The following is a 21,786-nucleotide window of genomic DNA, read 5'->3' on the forward strand; positions in this document are numbered from 1 at the left end:
TTCTTTAGAAAGCTGTTATTATCTATCTTGTCAAGCGGACAACCGCTAAGACAACTAAGAAATGCAGGAGTGGCGGAATTGGCAGACGCGCAGGCTTCAGGTGCCTGTGGTCGCAAGATCGTGTGGGTTCAAGTCCCATCTCCTGCATTATTTTTTCGCTTTGCGTATCAAGAATTGGTCCGGTGGACCAATTCGGATTGCCCTGATGGGAAGTGTGAAAACTTTCCGTCAGGGTATTTTTATTTTTCCAGAAAAGAAAATAATTCCGACAGGACATTTTATGCCCAATACACACTTCAAAAGTATTCCAGAAAAGAAATTTCCGTAATTCGACAAAAATAGTTGAAATGTTTCCCTGGTTGTGATAGAATCTGAAAGATTAAAGTATGAGATGCATATTTCATACAAACTCAAAACCGAACGAAAAAGAAAGGAAAACGGTGGAATGATGAAAGCTTTTCTAATCTTAGAAGACGGGCATGTCTTTACCGGAACCAGCATTGGTTCACAAAAAGAAGTGATCAGTGAAATCGTATTTAATACATCCATGACTGGATATCTCGAAGTGCTGACTGACCCATCCTATGCGGGACAGGCAGTATGTATGACGTATCCTCTTATTGGAAACTATGGAATTTGTTATGATGATCAGGAGTCCTTAAGACCCTGGCCGGATGGCTATATTGTAAGAGAATTATCCCGTCTCCCCAGCAACTTCCGTTGCCAGGACACCATTCAGAATTTCCTGAAAAAGTTCGATATTCCCGGAATCGCCGGAATCGATACTCGTGCTCTCACCAAAATTCTTCGTGAAAAAGGTACCATGAACGGTATGATCACGACCAACGAAAATTATCACCTCGATGAAATTATTCCAAAATTAAAAGCGTATAATACCGGAAAAGTTGTAGAAAAGGTAACCTGCTCTGAAAAATCAGTTTTAAAAGGAGAAGGCTTTAAAGTTGCACTTCTGGATCTTGGCGCAAAGAACAACATCGCACGTTCCTTAAATGAGCGCGGATGCGAAGTGACCATTTATCCGGCGCTTACTACAGCAGAAGAGATCCTCACCGCAAATCCGGACGGAATCATGCTGTCCAACGGCCCTGGAGATCCGAAAGAGTGCGTATCCATTATCAAAGAGATTAAAAAACTGTACGATTCCAATGTACCGATCTTTGCAATCTGTCTTGGACATCAGCTGATGGCACTGGCTACCGGCGCAGATACCCACAAGATGAAATACGGCCACCGCGGCGGAAACCACCCGGTCAAGGATCTGGCAACCGGAAGAGTTTACATTTCTTCCCAGAACCACGGCTACGTCGTAGATACCGATACCCTGGATCCGAATGTGGCAGTTCCGGCCTTTGTGAACGTCAACGACGGCACCAACGAGGGACTCAAATACGTCGGCAAAAACATCTTTACCGTACAGTTCCATCCGGAGGCATGCCCTGGCCCGCAGGATTCCGGATACCTGTTTGATCGATTCCTTGAGATGATGGGAGGTAACAAATAATGCCAAAGAATCCGAATATTAAAAAAGTTCTGGTTATCGGTTCCGGTCCGATCGTCATCGGACAGGCAGCAGAGTTCGACTACGCAGGAACACAGGCGTGCCGTTCCCTGAAAGAAGAGGGAATGGAAGTTGTTCTTCTGAACTCCAACCCGGCAACCATCATGACCGATAAAGATATCGCAGACCGCGTTTACATCGAGCCGCTGACCGTAGAAGTGGTAGAGCAGCTCATCCAGAAGGAAAAACCGGACAGCGTTCTTCCGACTCTGGGAGGCCAGGCAGGACTGAACCTTGCGATGGAACTCGAAGAAAAAGGCTTCTTAAAAGAAAACAACGTACGCCTGATCGGTACCACAGCACAGACCATCAAAAAAGCAGAGGACCGTCAGGAATTCAAAGATACCATGGAAAAAATCGGCGAGCCGGTAGCGGCATCCCTGGTTGTCCATGATGTACAGGCTGGTATCGATTTCACCAACAAGATCGGTTATCCGGTTGTACTGCGTCCGGCTTACACCCTCGGCGGAAGCGGCGGCGGTATCGCTTACAACGAAGAAGAGCTGATCGAGATCCTCTCGAACGGACTCCGTCTTTCCCGTGTCGGCGAAGTACTCGTTGAAAGATGTATCGCCGGATGGAAAGAGATCGAGTACGAGGTAATGCGGGACAGCGTAGGAAACTGCATCACCGTCTGCAACATGGAGAACATCGACCCGGTCGGCGTTCACACCGGAGACAGTATTGTCGTAGCACCATCCCAGACCCTGGGAGATAAAGAGTATCAGATGCTGCGTACTTCTGCACTCAACATCATCACCGAGCTTGGCATCACCGGCGGATGCAACGTACAGTATGCGTTGAATCCGGACAGCTTCGAGTACTGTGTTATCGAGGTAAATCCGCGTGTCAGCCGTTCTTCCGCACTGGCTTCCAAAGCGACCGGTTATCCGATTGCAAAGGTTGCTGCAAAGATCGCACTTGGCTACACTCTGGATGAGATCCCGAACGCCATTACCGGAAAAACCTACGCAAGCTTCGAGCCGATGCTGGATTACTGTGTTGTAAAAATCCCGCGTCTGCCGTTCGATAAGTTTATCAGTGCAAAACGTACCCTGACCACACAGATGAAGGCAACCGGTGAGGTTATGAGTATCTGCAACAACTTCGAGGGCGCGCTGATGAAAGCCATCCGTTCCCTGGAACAGCACGTAGATTCCCTGATGTCCTATGACTTCAGCCACTTGTCCAAAGACGAGCTGATCGAAGAGCTTCACATCGTAGACGATATGAGAATCTGGAGAATCGCAGAGGCGATCCGTCAGGGCATCTCCTACGACGAGATCCACGAGATCACCAAAATCGATGTATGGTTCATCGATAAGCTGGCTATCCTCGTTGAGATGGAGCAGGCATTACAGGCCAAAGAGCTGGATGAGGATCTGCTGCGCGAAGCAAAACGCCTTGAGTTCCCGGATTACCTGGTGGCAAAACTGGCAGGAAAGACCGAAGAAGAAGTAAAAGCGTTAAGAAAACAGTATGATATCACCGCAGCTTACAAGATGGTAGATACCTGTGCCGCTGAGTTCGCAGCAACCACACCGTATTACTATTCCGTATACGGCGGCGAAAACGAAGCTGTCGAGACAAACGACAGAAAGAAAGTCCTCGTCCTTGGTTCCGGCCCGATCCGTATCGGACAGGGTATCGAGTTTGACTTCTGCTCCGTACATTGTACCTGGGCATTCAAGAAAGAGGGCTATGAGACCATCATCATCAACAACAACCCGGAGACCGTCAGCACCGACTTCGATATCGCAGATAAACTGTATTTCGAGCCGCTGACACCGGAAGATGTAGAAAATATCGTCAACATCGAGCATCCGGACGGAGCCGTTGTACAGTTCGGCGGCCAGACTGCGATTAAGCTGACCGAAGCACTCCTGAAAATGGGTGTGCCGATCCTTGGAACATCTGCAGAGAACGTAGATGCCGCAGAGGACCGTGAGCTGTTCGATGAGATCCTGGAGCAGTGTGAAATCCCGCGTCCGAAGGGACACACCGTATTCACTGCAGAAGAGGCGAAAAAAGCAGCCAACGAGCTCGGCTATCCGGTACTCGTCCGCCCGTCCTACGTCCTTGGAGGACAGGGTATGCAGATCGCCATCAGCGATGAGGACGTCGATGAATTTATCGGCATCATCAACCGGATCGCACAGGAGCATCCGATCCTGGTTGATAAATATCTGCAGGGCAAGGAGATCGAGGTTGATGCAGTCTGCGACGGCACCGATATCCTGATTCCTGGTATCATGGAGCACATCGAGCGCGCCGGCGTTCACTCCGGAGACAGTATCTCCGTTTATCCGGCACAGAGCATCAGCCAGCATGCAAAAGACACCATCGTAGAGTATACGAAACGTCTGGCAAGATCCCTGCATGTCATCGGTATGATCAACATCCAGTTCATCGTATGCGGTGAGGATGTTTACGTCATCGAGGTCAACCCGCGTTCTTCTCGTACCGTGCCGTACATCAGCAAGGTAACCGGAATCCCGATCGTGCCGCTGGCAACGAAAGTCATCCTTGGCCACACGATCCGCGAGCTTGGCTACGAGCCGGGTCTGCAGAGAGAGGCAGATTACATTGCCATCAAGATGCCGGTATTCTCCTTCGAGAAGATCCGCGGCGCAGATATCGCCCTTGGACCGGAGATGAAATCCACCGGTGAGTGCCTTGGTATTGCAAAGACCTTCAATGAGGCTCTTTACAAAGCATTCCTCGGCGCCGGAATCAACCTGCCGAAATACAAAAACATGATCATCACCGTAAAGGATGAGGATAAAGAGGATATCGTTCCGATCGCACAGAGATTCCAGGCTCTCGGCTACAAGATCTATGCGACGAGAAATACCGCGAAAGCCCTGAACGAGAACGGCGTCAATGCGATCCGCACCAACAAGATCGAGCAGCCGTCCCCGAACCTGATGGACCTGATCCTCGGCCACAAGATCGACCTCGTCATCGATACTCCGTCCCAGGGTGTTGAGCACTCCAAAGACGGATTCGTCATCCGCCGGAACGCGATCGAGACAGGTGTCAACGTACTGACCTCTCTGGATACCGCAACCGCACTCGTAACCAGTCTGGAAAATACAGATGTGAAGAAGCTGACCCTGATTGATATCGCAACGATCGACAAGAGATAAGCATGATAGAAGCATAAAGCAAAGAAAAGCTCTCTGCTGCAGAAACAAAGCGGCAGAGAGCTTTTTTGGCCGAATGTGGGTTATGGATTTTACAAAAAAGAAAACGTGACGCGCTTGTGTTTTTGGCATAAGTATGATAGATTTTTAATAGAATGCCAGAAAAGGGCATCCAATTCAAAAAGAGAAAGGTACATATCGTATGAACATCATTGAGTGGTTAAAGGTTATCCTGCTGGGTATCGTAGAGGGCATTACCGAGTGGCTTCCGATCAGCAGCACCGGCCACATGATTCTGGTAGATGAGTTTATTAAGCTGAATGTGACAGCTGATTTCAAGAATGTTTTTGAAGTTGTCATCCAGCTCGGTGCAATCCTTGCGGTTGTCGTCATCTATTTCTGGGATCTCTGGCCGTTTCATGGCAAAAGCAAAGCGAAAAGCAAGAGCTATTTTGCCAATCCAAGCGACAACAAGGTCTTTGCAGGGATTCAGAACTTTGTAGACAATTACTGTTATCTGGACAAAATTATCATGTGGTTCAAGATTGTCGTATCGTGTCTGCCGGCAGCCGTGATCGGACTGGCATTCAACGACTGGATCGAGGCCCATCTGATGAATTACGTGATCGTAGCACTGATGCTGATCATCTATGGTGTCCTCTTCATCATCATTGAGAATTACAACAAGACGAGAACACTGTCTGCAACAAAAATCAAAGAGATTACCTGGAAAAATGCGCTGTATATCGGTGTTTTCCAGCTCCTTTCCATCGTACCGGGAACTTCCCGTTCGGGAGCAACCATCATCGGCGGTATCCTGCTGGGATGCTCGAGAGAGCTGGCATCGGAGTACACGTTTTTCCTTGCCGTTCCGGTTATGTTTGGCGCGAGCCTTTTAAAACTGGTAAAACACGGCTTTGCCTTTACCGGTGTTGAGGTGGCGATCATGATCGTCGGCATGCTGGTGGCATTTGCGGTATCGATTTTTGCCATCAAATTTCTGATGCAGTACATCAAGAAGCACGATTTCAAAGCCTTCGGCTGGTACCGTATCGTACTCGGTGTGATTGTGCTGCTGTATTTCGTAATCAAAACCGTAATTCTGAAAGCATAAAATCGAACAATTCCGAAAATTTACCGGGGAAAATAGAAGAAGAAGTATCGTAAAATGAAAAAAAATTGTGCGATACTTCTTTTTTTACGCGAAAATTACAAAAAACCCTGTAAAAAGTAACCAAAAGCTGATATAATAGGACACAAGAGGGACGCAGAACCAGAAATTAAAAAAAATACCGAAAATTTGCCATATTTTTATTGACTAAAGATATTCTTATGGTAAAATAAATGTGTGCGCCCCGAGGATATCTTTATTTTCGGTGCAATCAGTATAGGGTGAACGTATCATCCAGGGCAATCTGGAAATACTTTACTATAACCTATCAAAATTACAAGTAGGAGGAAAAGTAACAATGGCAAAATGGGTTTACATGTTCACTGAAGGTAATGCAGACATGCGTAACCTTCTCGGTGGAAAAGGCGCAAACCTGGCTGAGATGACAAACCTGGGACTTCCTGTACCACAGGGATTCACGGTAACAACCGAGGCTTGTACACAGTACTATGAGGATGGCAGACAGATCAACGACGAGATCATGGGTCAGATCATGGAAGCAATCGATAAAATGGAAGGAATCACAGGAAAGAAATTCGGAGACGCTAAGAATCCGCTGCTCGTTTCTGTACGTTCCGGAGCAAGAGCTTCCATGCCAGGTATGATGGATACCATCCTGAACCTTGGTCTGAACGAAGAGGTTGTTGAAACTCTGTCACAGGCTTCCGGCAACCCACGTTGGGCTTGGGACTGCTACAGAAGATTCATTCAGATGTTCTCTGACGTAGTTATGGAAGTTGGTAAAAAATACTTCGAAGAGCTGATCGACAAGATGAAAGAGGAGAAAGGCGTAAAACAGGACGTAGATCTTGACGCAGATGACCTCAAAAAACTGGCTGAGCAGTTCAAAGCTGAGTACAAAGCTAAAATCGGTGAGGATTTCCCGACCGATCCTAAGGTACAGCTGATGGAGGCTGTTAAAGCCGTATTCCGTTCCTGGGACAACCCGAGAGCAAACGTTTATCGTCGTGACAACGACATCCCGTATTCCTGGGGTACCGCTGTTAACGTACAGATGATGGCATTCGGAAACATGGGAGATGACTGTGGTACAGGTGTTGCCTTCACCCGTGACCCTGCTACAGGAGAAAACGGACTGTTCGGTGAGTTCCTTACCAACGCACAGGGCGAGGACGTAGTTGCCGGTGTTCGTACACCTATGCACATTTCCGAGATGGAAGAGAAATTCCCGGAAGCTTTCAAACAGTTCAAAGAAGTTTGCAAAACTCTGGAAACACACTACAGAGATATGCAGGACATGGAGTTCACTGTAGAGCACGGTAAACTGTACATGCTGCAGACACGTAACGGTAAGAGAACAGCAAAAGCTGCTCTGAAAATCGCCTGCGACCTTGTAGATGAGGGAATGAGAACAGAGGAAGAGGCAGTTGCAATGATCGATCCTCGTAACCTTGACTCTCTGCTTCATCCGCAGTTCGATGCAAAAGCACTGAAAGAGGCTACTCCAATGGCAAAAGCACTGGGAGCATCTCCGGGAGCTGCTTGCGGTAAAATCGTCTTCACAGCTGATGACGCTGTTGCATGGGCTGAAAGAGGAGAAAAAGTTGTTCTGGTTCGTCTTGAGACATCCCCAGAAGATATCACAGGTATGAAATCTGCACAGGGTATCCTGACTGTTCGTGGTGGTATGACTTCCCACGCAGCCGTAGTTGCCCGTGGTATGGGAACCTGCTGTGTATCCGGTTGCGGTGATATCGTAATGGACGAGGCAAACAAGAAATTCACACTGGCTGGCAAAGAGTTCCACGAGGGAGACTGCATCTCTCTGGATGGTTCTACAGGATGCATCTATGACGGACTGATCCCGACCGTAGACGCTACCATCGCTGGCGAGTTCGGAAGAATCATGGGCTGGGCAGATAAATACAGAACCATGAAAGTTCGTACAAACGCTGATACTCCGGCAGACGCTAAAAAAGCTCGTGAGCTTGGCGCAGAAGGTATTGGTCTTTGCCGTACAGAGCATATGTTCTTCGAAGGCAACAGAATCGATGCATTCCGTGAGATGATCTGCGCTGAAACCGTAGAAGAGAGAGAAGCAGCACTTGCTAAGATCCTTCCGGAGCAGCAGGGAGACTTCGAGAAGCTGTATGAAGCTCTGGAAGGCAACCCGGTTACCATCCGTTTCCTGGATCCGCCGCTTCATGAGTTCGTTCCGACTGAGGAAGAGGACATCAAGAAACTGGCTGACGCACAGGGCAAATCTGTTGAGCAGATCAAAGCAATCATCGCTGGTCTGCATGAGTTCAACCCGATGATGGGTCATCGTGGATGCCGTCTTGCTGTAACTTATCCGGAAATCGCTAAGATGCAGACAAGCGCAGTAATCCGCGCAGCCATCAACGTGAAGAAAGCTCATCCGGATTGGAATGTTAAACCGGAAATCATGATCCCGCTTGTTGGCGATATCAAAGAGCTGAAATACGTTAAGAAATTCGTAGTAGAGACCGCTGACGCTGAAATCGCAGCTGCAGGCAGCGACCTTGAATACGAAGTTGGTACCATGATCGAGATCCCGAGAGCAGCTCTGACTGCAGATGAGATCGCAAAAGAGGCAGACTTCTTCTGCTTTGGAACCAACGACCTTACTCAGATGACTTACGGATTCTCCCGTGACGATGCTGGTAAATTCCTGAACGCTTACTATGACGCTAAGATCTTCGAGAACGATCCATTCGCAAAACTCGATCAGGACGGCGTTGGCAAGCTGATGAAGATGGCTATCGATCTTGGAAGACCGGTTAACTCTTCTCTGCACGTAGGTATCTGCGGTGAGCACGGTGGAGATCCGAGCTCCGTAGAGTTCTGCAACAAACTGGGTCTGGACTATGTTTCCTGCTCACCGTTCCGTGTGCCGATCGCCCGTCTGGCAGCAGCTCAGGCAGCTATCGCTCAGAAGAACGCTTAATTTAAGCAGAATCTGTCCGAATCAGGATTTTCATGCAATAGCATGATTTGTGTTCAAACGTAAGGAGACCCCGGCGGTCTGTAGAAATACAGGCGCCGGGGTCTTTTTTATCAATCGTTTAAAATCAAAGTGGGAGGGAAAACGGATGCAGAATGAAACAGCCAAAGAAAACCTGCTGCGGCAGATCCGGGAATACCGTCCGTACAATGAGCAGGAAGAGCGGGATCGGGCGATTCTGCTGAAATGGATGGAGAGCGGATGCGATATTTTGACGCGGGAAAATGAGACCGCACATCTGACTGCCTCCGCCTGGGTCGTAAGCCCGGATCGGAAGCAGGTGCTGATGGCGTATCACAATATTTACCATTCCTGGGCATGGCTCGGCGGCCACGCGGACGGAGATGCGGATCTTTGCAGCGTGGCGGTAAGAGAAGTGAAGGAGGAATCCGGGATTGAAGAGGTGAAGCTCTTATCGGATCAGCCATTCTCGCTCGAAATCCTGTCGGTGGACGGCCATGTGAAGCGCGGAAAGTACGTGACGACACATCTCCATCTGAATGTGACATATCTCATGGAAGCAGACCCGGTACAGGAAATCCGCTGCAAGCCGGATGAAAACAGCGCAGTCGGCTGGATTCCGGTGGAGCAGATCGCAGAAAAATCGACAGAGCCATGGTTTGTGGAGCGTGTGTATGGCAAGCTGTGTGAGAAAGTGAAAAGAGATTTCTGTGAAGTGTAATATGCAATCCGCGTATGAACTGCCATTTAGAATAAGCATTAGACAAATGAGCTGTTAGATGTCTAAAATAGAGACAGAAAGAAAAATGGCAGGAGGGGTTTTATGTTTACAAATCAGGATTTGAAAAAGCTGATTATTCCGCTTTTCCTAGAGCAGCTTCTGGTGGCTCTGGTCGGAATTGCGGACGTGTTTGTTATCGGATTTGTCGGAGAGGCGGCGGTTTCCGGTGTGTCACTGGTCAATGCGTTTAATATGATCTTTATCAATCTGTTCACAGCGCTGGCATCCGGCGGTGCGGTGGTCATCAGCCAGTATATCGGAAAGAAGGACAAGGAGCAGGCGGGAGCGGCAGCTTCCCAGCTTCTGACGGCATCGGTATTGCTGTCGGTTGTTATTTCTGTAGTGGTACTGGTTGCCAACGAACAGCTGATGCGTTTGATGTTCGGCAAGGTTGAGGATGATGTCATGGCGGCATGCGTGACGTATCTGCGTATCTCGGCATATTCCTATCCGGCAATGGCGATTTACAATGCGGGAGCGGCTTTGTACCGCAGTTTTGGAAAAACCAGCACGACGATGTACCTTTCGATTGCATCGAATGTGATCAACGTAGTCGGAAACTGTATCGGCGTCTTTGCTTTGCATACAGGTGTGCCTGGCGTTGCGGTTCCGTCGCTGATTGCGCGTATCTTTTCCGCAGCTGTTATCACGGTTCTCTGCTTCTCAAAGCGAAATCCGGTGCAGTATCTGAAAGAGTGGATTTTTAAAGTAGACTTGAGCTTCCAGAAAACGATCCTCAGTATCGCAGTTCCGAACGGTATCGAGAGCGGTATTTTCCAGCTCGTCAAAGTAGCACTTTCCAGTGTGGTAGCACTGTTTGGTACCTACCAGATTGCCGCAAACGGCATTGCCCAGAGTATATGGTCCATGGCGGCACTCACAAGCAGTGCACTTTCCCCAGTATTCATCACCGTCATCGGACAGTGCATGGGCGCGGGAGATACTGATCAGGCGGAGTATTATTTCCGCAAGCTGATAAAAATCACACTGATCATTGGAGTGGCATGGAATGCGCTTGTCTTTGCAGTCACACCGTTTGTCCTTTCCTTCTATGCGGTGTCCGAGGAGACGAAGCGGCTGACACTCTGGCTGGTACTGCTGCATAATATTTTCAACGGTATTGCACTCTGCTACGCCGGACCGCTTGGAAGCGGCCTTCGTGCGACAGGAGATGTAAAATTCACAATGGGAATTTCCCTCTTCACGACCATCGGCGTCCGCCTGATTTTCTCTGTGATTTTTGCAATCTGGATGAACATGGGCGTTATGGGAATCGCTCTTGCGATGTGCCTCGACTGGTCCGTGCGCGGCATCATCTTCTGGTGGAGATTCAAACAGGGCAAGTGGAAAACGTTTCAGGTTATCCGTGAGTGAAAAAACGATCCTCTTTTTCTGACGACAGAAAAGTTGTTGGGAAAAGGGGATTTTTGGGGTAAAAGGGATTATTTCGGCGCGTTGAAAATCATGCCGGGGTATGGTAAAATGGACTCCGAAAAACAGCAAAAGGAGGAAAATATAAGTAACTAAATATATTGTCAAATGTGATATAATGTGTTTAAACATACAAAAGGAGAATCATATTATGAACACATCAAATATCACAAACTACAAGCCGAAGGATTTTGCTGAATTGTTAGGGATATCTGTTAAAACGCTACAGCGTTGGGACAGAGAAGGGATTTTAAAAGCAAATCGAACTCCAACTGACAGGCGTTATTATACGTATGACCAATATCTTCAATTCAAAGGCATAAATATCGAAAATGATAAACGTCAGGCAGTTATTTATGCCAGAGTATCTACAAAAAATCAAAAAGACGATTTGCAAAACCAGGTCGCATTTTTACGACAGTTTTGTAATGCCAGGGGAATCATTGTAGACCAATGTATCGAAGAGTATGGAAGTGGTCTTAATTACAACCGCAAAAAGTGGAATAAATTATTAGATGAAGTAATGGAACAGAAAGTAAAAACGATCATCATAACCCACAAAGACAGATTTATCCGATTCGGTTATGATTGGTTTGAAAAATTCTGTATGAAATGCAACACAACGATCGTGGTGGTAAACAACGAAGAATTATCACCACAGGAAGAACTTGTACAGGATATTGTTTCCATACTTCATGTGTTCTCCTGCAGGCTGTATGGACTTCGTAAGTATAAAAAACAAATAGAGAGGGACGAGGAAATTGCTAAAGAGCTTCAGGACGGAAATTCATCCGACAGAAGAGCAGAAAGTCAGGATTCATAAAACAATAGGAACTTGTAGATTTATTTATAATTTCTATCTGGCCCATAACAAAGAACTTTATCAAAATGGCGAAAAATTCATGAGCAGCAGTAAATTCAGAGTCTGGCTGAATCATGAATACCTTCCACAACATCCAGAATATTTATGGATTAAGGAAGCATACTCAAAAGCGGTGACCCAGGCAGTAAATCATGGACAGACTGCATTTAAAAAATTCTTTAATCATGAAAGTGCTTTTCCGAAGTTCAAAAAGAAAGGCAGATCAGATGTGAAGATGTATTTCGTAAAGAATAATCCGAAAGATTGTCGCTGCGAGAGACACCGAGTTAACATTCCATCACTTGGATGGGTTCGTATCAAAGAAAAAGGATACATTCCTACGACGAAAGAAGGATATATCATAAAAAGCGGCCATGTTTCCATGAAAGCGGGCAGATATTATGTTTCGGCTCTTATAGAAATTCCTGATAATAAAACTGCTGATCTTTCTAACGAAGGAATCGGCATCGACCTGGGGTTAAAGGATTTTGCCATTGTTTCAAATGGTAAGACATATAAGAATATCAACAAATCAGCAAGATTAAAGAAATTAGAAAAACGACTCGTTCGGGAACAGAGATGTCTCTCCCGAAAGTATGAAAATCTAAAGAAAGGAGAGTCCACTCAAAGAGCGAATATACAAAAACAAAAACTTAAGGTACAAAAACTTCATCATAAAATAGACAATATCCGTACGGATTACATCAATAAGACAATCGCAGAGATCGTAAAAACCAAACCATCTTATATAACGATTGAAGACTTAAACGTATCGGGAATGATGAAGAACAAACATCTTTCAAGAGCAGTTGCTTCGCAGAAGTTTTACGAATTCAGAATAAAGCTTAAGGCGAAAAGCAGGGAAAATGGTATTGAGCTTCGGGTTGCAGACAGATGGTATCCATCATCAAAAATCTGCCATTGTTGTGGAATGATCAAGAAAGATTTAAAACTTTCAGATAGAATATTTCGATGTCATTGTGGCTATGTCGAAGACAGGGATTTCAATGCGGCACTGAATCTGAGAGGTGTAAAAACTTACAAGATTGCATAAGGACGCAAATGTAAGTATGTACCGAAGGCTATTTCGGGAATTAACGACTGTGGAGTGTACATGGATCTACGAGTAGATATGATTTCGGTCAATCAAAAGTATACACAAGGAAGCAGTAAGTAAGATTCGTGAGAACTTACATTATCTCGATGTGATAAGTATATTTAATCACATTTTGAGTGGCAGGACATGACAGAAGATGAATGATATGAAGCGTCTGCTCTCGTATGCAGGTCCCTACAAGCGGGATATGATTTTCGGAGCAGTGCTGGTATTGGTAGAAACGTGTTTTGAACTTTTTATTCCGATTCTGATTTCCAATCTGATTGACATCGGCGTTGCGAACGGCGATATCCCTTACATTTACCGCAAGGGAATCCAGATGGGAGTCTGCGCGCTCTGTGCGCTTGTGACCGGAATTTTATACGCGCACTTTGCGGCGCGGGCGACGTACGGCTGGGGAGCTGAGATCCGGAAGGCGGAGTATGAGAAAATGCAGCAGTATGCATTTTCCAACCTCGACCACTTTGCGGTATCATCCCTGATCACCCGTATGACGACGGATGTTACCGTCATCCAGAATATGGTAAGCGCCGGCTTCCGCCCGATCACGCGCGGACCGTCGCTTCTGATTATGGGAATCGGCCTTTCATTCTATATGAATCCGCGGCTGGCATTTGTATTCCTTGTATGTACCCCGCTTCTTGGCTTTATTCTCTCCCTGATTGTGCGGAGAGTTGCCCCGATGTACACAAAACTGCAGTCCATGGTGGACCGCCTGAACAACGTTGTCCAGGAGGGGCTGACCGCGATCCGTGCCGTCAAAGCTTTCGTGCGGGATGAGTACGAGGAAGACAAATTCAACGAGGTCAACACCGACCTGACCGCAGCGAGCGAGCAGACGTTCCACTACGCCGTGCTGAATCTGCCGGCATTTCAGGGCGTCATGTATACCGCGATCGTGCTGATTCTGTGGTTCGGCGGAAATATGATTCTGAAAAAACAGCTTGCCGTCGGAAACCTGACCGGATTTCTAAGCTACGTCATGCAGGTCATGAACTCGATGATGATGATTGCAAACGTCTTCCTGCTTCTGACCCGTTCCATGGCGAGCGCACACCGGATTGTCGAGGTGCTCGATGAGAAAATCGTGCTCACCTCGCCGGAAAATGGTGTAACAGAAGTGACAGAGGGCAGCGTGGAGTTTGACAACGTATCGTTTAAATACAAAGAAGAAGCAAAAGAGTACGCACTCTCCGATGTTACGCTGAAGATCAAAGCTGGTCAGACGGTAGGAATCCTCGGAGGAACAGGTTCTTCGAAAACGACGCTGGTGCAGCTCATTCCGCGTCTGTATGATACCAGCCGCGGCACCGTCCGCGTCGGCGGAAAGGATGTGCGCGCGTACGATCTTGCCGCTCTCCGCGATGCAGTCAATATCATTCTGCAGAAAAACGTGCTGTTCTCCGGAACCGTGCGTGAAAACCTGAAATGGGGCAATGTGGATGCATCCGATGAGGAGATCTGGGAAGCATGCCGCGCGGCGTGTGCGGATGAATTTTTGAACCGCATGCCGGACGGCCTCGACACCGTGCTCGAGCAGGGCGCAAGCAACCTCTCCGGAGGCCAGAAGCAGCGTCTCTGCATCGCGCGTGCGCTGATCGGAAAGGCAAAAATCCTGATCTTCGATGATTCGACAAGTGCGGTCGACACGGCAACGGAGAAAAAGATCCGCGAGGCACTGGCGGCGCGGAAGAATGTCACAAAAATTATCATTGCGCAGAGAGTAACATCCGTCATGAATACGGATCAGATCATCATTCTTGATGACGGAAAAGTACACCGGATCGGCACGCACGCTGAACTGCTGGCGGATGACCCGATTTATCAGGAAATTTACGCCTCACAGATGAAAGGAGGAGACGAAAATGGCAGCGAGAGCTTATAGCGGAAAGAAACCAAAGAACCTGAAACACACGCTGCGCGTCTTCCTGTCTTATCTGGGACGGCACAAAAAAATGCTCGCAGTCGTAGCGGTACTGGTAACAATCAGCGCGGGAGCCAACCTCTTTGGAACGTATATGATCCGCCCGGTTGTCAACGGACTGGCGGACGGAGATGTGCACACACTGCTGCGCGGCGTGCTGATTACGGCACTCATTTTCGGGTGCGGCGCACTCGCAGCATACGGCTACACGCAGACCATGGTAAAAGCAGCACAGCAGGTTGTATTTGATATCCGCCGCGATCTGTTCGAACACGTCCAGACACTGCCGCTGCAGTTCTTCGACAGCAGACGCCACGGCGATATCATGAGTCTTTTCACGAACGATATCGACACGATGGCAGATGCCCTGAACAACAGTTTTGCGATGGTTATCCAGAGCTTCATCCAGATTGTGGGAACACTGACCTTGCTGTATATCCTGAACTGGCGGCTCTCGCTGATTGTAACGGTGTGCTACGGTATCATGTTCTGGTATATCAAGTTCAGCGGAAAGCGCAGCAAGGGTTATTATACGAAGCAGCAGAACAGCCTCGGAGAACTGAACGGCTATATTGAGGAGCTGATCACCGGACAGAAAGTCGTCAAGGTGTTCCACCACGAAGAAGAGAGCTTTACGGAATTCTGCAAAAAGAATGAGGAGCTCCGGAAAGCGGGAACCGGCGCGCAGGGGTATGCGGCGACGATGGTTCCTGTCGTTGTCAGCATTTCGTATGTCAATTATGCGATTGTGGCAGTGCTCGGCGGCCTTCTCGCCCTGCACGGAAAAGCCGATATCGGAAGCCTGGCAAGCTACCTTGTCTTTGTCCGCCAGGCGGCGCTTCCGATCAACCAGTTCACCCAGCAGAGCAACTTCCTTCTCTCAGCGCTCGCCGGTGCGGAGCGTGTCTTCGACGTGATGAGCCTGGAGCCGGAAATCGATGAGGGAAAAGTGGAACTGGTCAACGTAAAAGAAGAGAACGGCGCACTTGCCGTCTGCGAAGAGACAACAGGCCGCTGGGCATGGAAGCGCCCGGACGGAACGATGACGGAATTAAAGGGCGATGTGCGTTTTGAAAACGTGGATTTCGGCTACACGGCAGACCGTCTGATCTTAAAGAACATCAGCCTGTATGCCAAACCAGGCCAGAAAATTGCTTTTGTCGGTTCCACAGGAGCCGGAAAAACGACGATCACGAACCTGATCAACCGTTTCTACGACGTCCAGGGCGGCGCGGTTGTCTACGACGGCATTGACGTAAAAGATATCGAAAAAGACGCTCTGCGCCACTCCCTCGGTATCGTTCTGCAGGATACCCATCTGTTCACGGGAACCGTAGCAGAAAACATCCGTTTTGGAAAACTCGATGCCACGCAGGAAGAAATTGAACATGCGGCCAAAATTGCGAATGCGGATTCCTTCATCCGCCGTCTGCCGAACGGCTACGACACGATGCTGACCTCCGACGGAGCCAACCTCTCCCAGGGCCAGCGCCAGCTTCTCGCGATTGCCCGTGCCGCCGTTGCCGATCCGCCGGTGCTGATTCTTGACGAGGCAACATCTTCCGTTGACACCAGAACCGAGGCGCTGATCGAAAAAGGAATGGACCAGCTCATGGAGGGCAGAACCGTATTTGTCATCGCCCACCGCTTAAGCACCGTGCGAAACGCCAATGCGATCATGGTGCTGGAGCAGGGAAATATCGTAGAGCGCGGCGACCACGACGCACTTCTGGCACAGAAAGGAAAATATTATCAGCTCTATCATGGAATGTTTGAGCTGAGTTAAAAAGAAAGGAGTAAAGAGTATGAGAAAATATAACCGTATTTTTCTGATCGTCCTGGATTCTCTCGGAATCGGGGCGATGGCGGATTCGGAGAAGTTTGGGGATGTCGGTGTCAATACCTTCGGCCACATCTGGGAGAGTCAGGGAGGCCTTGAAATCCCGAACCTGCGCCGCCTCGGCATGGGAAATCTCTGCGGTGTGACAGAGGATGAGGCAAAGAGTTACGCCAGAAGACTGAACGAGGCGAGCAACGGAAAAGACACCATGACCGGCCACTGGGAGATGATGGGAATTTACACGACAAAGCCGTTCGTTACGTTCACCGACCACGGATTTCCGAAAGAACTGATCGACGAGCTGGAAAAACGAACCGGCAGAAAGATCATCGGCAATAAGGCGGCGAGCGGAACGGAGATCCTCGATGAGCTGGCAGAGCGCGAGATCGAAAACGGAGAACTGATTGTCTATACCTCGGCGGATTCCGTACTGCAGATCTGCGGCAACGAGGAGACGATGGGACTGGAGACGCTGTATCATTACTGCGAGATTGCCCGTGAGCTGACCATGAAAGACGAGTGGAAAGTCGGCCGTGTCATTGCAAGACCGTACGTCGGAAAGAAAAAAGGAGAGTTCGTCCGCACCGCAAACCGTCACGACTACGCTGTCAAACCGACGGGAAAAACCGTGCTCAACGCGATGCAGGAGGCAGGATATGATGTCATCAGCATCGGAAAAATCAACGATATTTTCTGCGGCGAGGGCATCACGGAGAGTCTGAAATCCAAGAGCAGCGTCCACGGCATGGAGCAGACGATTGAGACGGCAGGAAAAGATTTTACCGGACTGTGCTTTGTCAACCTCGTCGATTTCGATGCACTCTGGGGCCACAGAAGAAACCCGGAAGGCTACGGAAAAGAGATTGAAAAATTCGATGTGAACCTTGGAAAGCTGCTGGAGCAGTTAAAAGACGACGATCTGCTCCTGATCACGGCAGACCACGGCAACGACCCGACTTATACCGGAACGGACCACACCAGAGAACAGGTGCCGCTCCTTGCGTACTCACCGTCTATGAAGGAGAGCGGCCTTCAGGAGACGAAGGACACCTTCGCTGTGATCGGCGCATCCGTTGCAGAGAACTTCGGCGTAAAAATGCCGGAGGGAACGATCGGAACATCGATCCTGGAATCGTGGAAATAAGGAAGCGATGGCGTTTTCAGCTGAGGCGGTAAGAACCTTTCGAAAGTTTCACAAGCTGTCCTTCTTCGAGCAGCTTCTTTAAAAACCGCTGGAGCTGGCGGCGGCTGCAGTGGAGCTGCATGGCCATCTTTTCCACGCCGGAAAACGTCTGATCCGGACAGCGCTCTGAGAGATAAGAGAGGAAGGATTCCTCGAGCGTGGAAAAATTCGACTGGGAGCTGGAATAAAGCATCAGCTTTTCGGTGACAGAGTTTAAAAGATATCGTAAAAAGCGGTTGTCGTTCAGCAGAAGCTCTTTCGTGGAAGCGAGCGGCAGAACAATACAAAGCGCGGTGGTGCGTGCCTCGATCTGGTGCGTATCATCGCGTTTTCCGCAGAATTCCATATCGCCGATGCAGGTAAAGCCGTCGAGATAGCCGATCGGGTAGCTCGTGCCGTCGGCGCGGTTGGCGCTGATCTCGATGGAACCGTCCACGAGGAACGAGAGGTATTCCTCCGGATTCAGCGTGTCGAGCCGTTCGCCTTTTTCAAACTGATACAGAGAAAATGCGAAATCCGGGGTATCGAAAAGAGATGGGATCTCATGTTTCTGAAGATAAAAGTCCAGCAGAGCCGGATCAAAAATTCGTTTCATAGGAAAATCCTTTCACAGAAAAATTTTTTGGAAAACTTTTTCTTTATTGTGACATATGACACAAGAAAAAGCAAGAAAGTCTGCTAAGATAAACCAGAATGAAAAAGGTTACAGTTTGCTGGGTACCAGTGAACTGTAACCGAAAAAGAGGAAAGGGGAGTTTTCAAAATGGAAAACGAATTATTTGAGAAAACAAAAGTGTCCAAAGCATATATGACGCTCGCACTTCCGGTCGTGCTCGGCATGGTCGTGTCGCTGATCTATAATATGGTAGATACTTTTTTCATCGCGCGGACCGGAAACACGGCACTGATTGCCGGCGTATCGCTCGGCACACCGATTTTCACGCTGATGATTGCACTCGGTGACATCTTCGGCGTCGGCGGCAGTTCCGTCATTTCGCGCCTCTTCGGTAAAAAAGAGTACGAGGACGGAAGACGGATCAGCGTATTCTGCTTTTACGCAGCGATTGCTGTCGGCATTGCGGTCAGCATCATCCTGCTTGCCGCCAAACAGCCGATCCTTGGCCTGCTTGGCTGTGATGAGACGACGTGGCAGTATGCGGGGGACTATTACCAGTGGATTGCACTCGGCGCACCGTTTATCATCCTGCAGCTGACGCCGAACAATCTTCTTCGGACCGAGGGCTTCGCAAAAGCCTCGATGATCGGAACAATGCTGGGAGCCGTTGTCAACATCATTCTTGACCCGATCTTTATTTACACGCTCGGCATGGGAGCAGCCGGAGCAGCGATTGCAACGGTGATCGGCAACATCTGCGGTGATATTTTCTATGTTATCTTTATGATAAAGAAATGCCGCTATCTCTCCGTCGATTTCCGAAAACTGAAAATGACCGGAGCAGAGGTGCTCGCCGTTCTTGCCATCGGCATTCCGGCATCCGTCACAAACTTCATGCAGAGCATCGGCGTGACGCTGACGAACCGATTTTTGCAGCCGTATGGAACGGACAAAGTTGCAGCGATGGGAATTGCTTTGAAAATTATTATGATTTCTGTTCTTGTGATGGTCGGTTTCGCTTTTGGCGGACAGCCGCTGGTCGGATACAATTATGGAGCGAAAAATAAAAAACGTCTCAGTGAGACGATCCGCTTTGCCTTCCTCCTGGAAGTGCTGACCGGTGCCGGAATGGCGGTTGTGCTCGGTGCGGCGGCTCCGCTTCTCGTGGGACTGTTCTTAAAAGAGGCGGATGTCATTGCAGTGGCCCAGCAGATCCTTCGCGTCCAGCTCATTGGTATGCCGTTTGTTGGTATCGTACTCGCATCGACCTGTATTTTCCAGGCGATCGGAAACGGGGCAGGAGCAATGATTCTTTCAGCAGGACGTCAGGGCGTGATTTTTGCCATTGTAATTTTCTGCGTTTCAAAACTTGCCGGTTTTTCCGGTGTTATTGCCTCCCAGCCGGTTTCTGATTTTCTGACCGCATCGGTGGCTGTGATGATTCTGCTTCAGTGGAAAAAGAAAGAATTTGCAAAATAAGAAAGAACAGCAAAGCGGCTGCGGCACAGCGTTCCGGAACGGGAACCTGCCGCAGCCGCTTTTGGCGTGCGCAAAAAAACAGAATTCCTGCACAGGCGGCCGCCATGTCAAAAACACGTAAAAGTGATGAAAAAACGTCTCTTAATTCGGCAGTATTACGGGATTGCATTCTGAGAAAACAAGATATAAAATGGCATGAGATTCGACAAAAAGGGGAAGCAAAAACATACGACAATAGGGAGGACATCACATGGCAACAAAGAAAAGTGCAGTAAAAGATCTGACAAACGGCAGCCCGGTAAAACTGATTCTGGGGTTTGCACTGCCGCTGCTGCTCGGCATGCTGTTCCAGCAGTTTTACAGCATGGTCGATACGATTATTGTAGGAAAATTCTTAGGCGCGAAAGCGCTCGCGGCTGTTGGAAGCACAGGTTCGATCAACTTTATGATCGTGGGATTCTGTATGGGAGTCTGCAGCGGATTTGCAATTCCGGTTGCGCAGATGTTCGGGGCAGGAGACCGGAAAGCGCTGTGCCGGTATGTAGGAAATGGAGCCGTCCTGGCCGGTATTCTTTCCGTGGTGATGACCGTTCTTGTCTGCATCTGGTGCCGCGACATTCTGATTCTGATGAAAACCCCGTCCGATATTCTGGACGGTGCATACGCTTACATCTTTGTTATTTTCCTCGGAATTCCGCTTATGGTGCTCTATAACCAGACATCAGCAATCATGCGGAGCCTCGGCGACAGCCGCTCCCCACTGATTTTCCTCGGTATCTCTTCAATACTGAATATCGTGCTAGATCTTGCGCTGGTCCGCCCGATGGGAGTAGCGGGAACCGCGTGGGCGACGATTATCGCGCAGGGAGTCTCTGGATTCCTGTGTCTCTTTTATATGAAGAAAAAATTCACTATCCTTGCTTTTACGAGAGAGGACTGGAAGCTGCACAAGCATTATGTGCTTAATCTGTGCAATATGGGAATCCCGATGGGACTGCAGTATTCAATCACCGCGATCGGAAGTGTTATTTTGCAGACCGCTGTCAACGGCCTTGGTTCCACGGCGGTTGCATCTGTTACGGCTGCCGGTAAAATTTCCATGTTCTGCTGCTGCCCGTTCGACGCGCTCGGCTCCACTATGGCGACGTATGCCGGACAGAACGTCGGTGCGAAGAAGATGGATCGTGTCAACACCGGTATTTTGACAAGTTCCATTATTGGAAGCGTGTATTCCGTGGTCATTTTAGGAGTCATGTTTCTGTGGTCCCGCCAGATTTCGCTTCTCTTTGTAGATGCATCTGAGACGGTCATCCTCGACCAGGCGCGTCAGATGCTGCTGATCAACATGGTATTTTACATTCCGCTGACCCTTGTCAATGTCGTACGCTTTACCGTGCAGGGCATGGGCTTCAGCAAATTTGCAATCCTTGCCGGCGTCTGCGAGATGATCGGCCGTTCGGTGGTAGCCTTTTTCCTGGTTCCGTATTTTGGTTACACCGCAGTCTGCTTCGCAAGCCCGGTGGCATGGATTCTCGCCGATCTGTTTCTCGTTCCGGCGTACCTGTACTGCGCAAAAACGCTTCGTTCTCTTTTTGAGAAAAATGCGCAGATGATGTAAGCCGTGCCGCAAGATGGACAAGCTGTTTCAATTCTGGTATAATGGAGCCTGGATTTTAGGAAAGCTGAAAAAGAATCCCATAGAAGAGAGGA

Annotated in this window: 15 protein-coding genes and 1 tRNA gene; 15 read left to right on the forward strand and 1 reads right to left on the reverse strand. The window is 48.7% G+C overall.

Annotation, left to right across the window (positions count from 1 at the left end):
• The first annotated feature begins 63 nt into the window (after window positions 1-63).
• From DWW13_RS02600 to DWW13_RS02655, 12 genes are all read left to right on the forward strand, one after another.
• A tRNA-Leu gene (locus DWW13_RS02600) sits at window positions 64-147 on the forward strand.
• 301 nt (window positions 148-448) lie between these two features.
• Window positions 449-1,522, forward strand: coding sequence for a carbamoyl phosphate synthase small subunit (locus DWW13_RS02605; protein WP_118640264.1), 1,074 nt, complete (start codon window positions 449-451; stop codon window positions 1,520-1,522).
• Complete coding sequence (gene carB / locus DWW13_RS02610; RefSeq protein WP_022462958.1) at window positions 1,522-4,728, forward strand: carbamoyl-phosphate synthase large subunit; 3,207 nt, start codon at window positions 1,522-1,524, stop codon at window positions 4,726-4,728. Before DWW13_RS02605 ends, carB begins: the two co-directional genes overlap by 1 nt.
• Before the next feature lie 199 nt (window positions 4,729-4,927).
• Window positions 4,928-5,839: an undecaprenyl-diphosphate phosphatase gene (locus tag DWW13_RS02615; protein WP_117760874.1), complete on the forward strand. Its 912-nt coding sequence runs from the start codon at window positions 4,928-4,930 to the stop codon at window positions 5,837-5,839.
• A 355-nt stretch (window positions 5,840-6,194) separates the two neighbouring features.
• Complete coding sequence (gene ppdK, locus DWW13_RS02620) at window positions 6,195-8,825, forward strand: pyruvate, phosphate dikinase (RefSeq protein ID WP_118595188.1); 2,631 nt, start codon at window positions 6,195-6,197, stop codon at window positions 8,823-8,825.
• Between the two features lie 145 nt (window positions 8,826-8,970).
• Complete coding sequence (locus DWW13_RS02625; protein ID WP_022462955.1) at window positions 8,971-9,564, forward strand: NUDIX hydrolase; 594 nt, start codon at window positions 8,971-8,973, stop codon at window positions 9,562-9,564.
• A gap of 102 nt (window positions 9,565-9,666) precedes the next feature.
• Complete coding sequence (locus DWW13_RS02630; RefSeq protein WP_117814222.1) at window positions 9,667-10,998, forward strand: MATE family efflux transporter; 1,332 nt, start codon at window positions 9,667-9,669, stop codon at window positions 10,996-10,998.
• 223 nt (window positions 10,999-11,221) lie between these two features.
• A complete protein-coding gene (locus DWW13_RS02635; RefSeq protein WP_167622812.1) occupies window positions 11,222-11,878 on the forward strand; it encodes an IS607 family transposase in 657 nt (218 codons plus the stop codon).
• The gene (locus tag DWW13_RS02640) at window positions 11,817-12,971 is read left to right on the forward strand and encodes an RNA-guided endonuclease InsQ/TnpB family protein (RefSeq protein WP_055227538.1); all 1,155 of its coding nucleotides are present in this window, start codon (window positions 11,817-11,819) and stop codon (window positions 12,969-12,971) included. Before DWW13_RS02635 ends, DWW13_RS02640 begins: the two co-directional genes overlap by 62 nt.
• Before the next feature lie 208 nt (window positions 12,972-13,179).
• Complete coding sequence (locus DWW13_RS02645; RefSeq protein ID WP_334294900.1) at window positions 13,180-14,919, forward strand: ABC transporter ATP-binding protein; 1,740 nt, start codon at window positions 13,180-13,182, stop codon at window positions 14,917-14,919.
• Window positions 14,900-16,744 carry an ABC transporter ATP-binding protein gene (locus DWW13_RS02650; RefSeq protein WP_055219380.1) on the forward strand — a complete coding sequence of 615 codons (1,845 nt, stop codon included), beginning with the start codon at window positions 14,900-14,902 and terminating at the stop codon, window positions 16,742-16,744. The genes DWW13_RS02645 and DWW13_RS02650 overlap by 20 nt, the downstream gene beginning before the upstream one ends.
• Window positions 16,745-16,763: 19 nt before the next feature.
• The gene (locus DWW13_RS02655) at window positions 16,764-17,942 is read left to right on the forward strand and encodes a phosphopentomutase (RefSeq protein WP_118719131.1); all 1,179 of its coding nucleotides are present in this window, start codon (window positions 16,764-16,766) and stop codon (window positions 17,940-17,942) included.
• A 16-nt stretch (window positions 17,943-17,958) separates the two neighbouring features.
• Here DWW13_RS02655 and DWW13_RS02660 read toward each other — a convergent pair whose 3' ends face one another.
• Window positions 17,959-18,576 (reverse strand): hypothetical protein, encoded by a 618-nt coding sequence (locus DWW13_RS02660; protein WP_118719133.1) that lies wholly within the window; start codon window positions 18,574-18,576, stop codon window positions 17,959-17,961.
• Window positions 18,577-18,744: 168 nt separating this feature from the next.
• On the opposite strand from DWW13_RS02660, the gene DWW13_RS02665 reads away from it, so the two are divergent.
• The 3 genes from DWW13_RS02665 to DWW13_RS02670 are packed head-to-tail and all read left to right on the forward strand — an operon-like array spanning window position 18,745 to window position 21,694.
• Window positions 18,745-20,076, forward strand: coding sequence for an MATE family efflux transporter (locus tag DWW13_RS02665; protein ID WP_118719135.1), 1,332 nt, complete (start codon window positions 18,745-18,747; stop codon window positions 20,074-20,076).
• Window positions 20,049-20,351, forward strand: coding sequence for a hypothetical protein (locus DWW13_RS18705; RefSeq protein ID WP_147326094.1), 303 nt, complete (start codon window positions 20,049-20,051; stop codon window positions 20,349-20,351). Before DWW13_RS02665 ends, DWW13_RS18705 begins: the two co-directional genes overlap by 28 nt.
• Window positions 20,327-21,694: an MATE family efflux transporter gene (locus tag DWW13_RS02670; protein ID WP_055219374.1), complete on the forward strand. Its 1,368-nt coding sequence runs from the start codon at window positions 20,327-20,329 to the stop codon at window positions 21,692-21,694. Before DWW13_RS18705 ends, DWW13_RS02670 begins: the two co-directional genes overlap by 25 nt.
• The last annotated feature ends 92 nt before the right edge of the window (window positions 21,695-21,786 follow it).

The sequence above is a fragment of the Blautia sp. AF14-40 genome (assembly GCF_003479665.1).
GTDB classification, from domain to species: Bacteria; Bacillota; Clostridia; order Lachnospirales; family Lachnospiraceae; genus Fusicatenibacter; species Fusicatenibacter saccharivorans.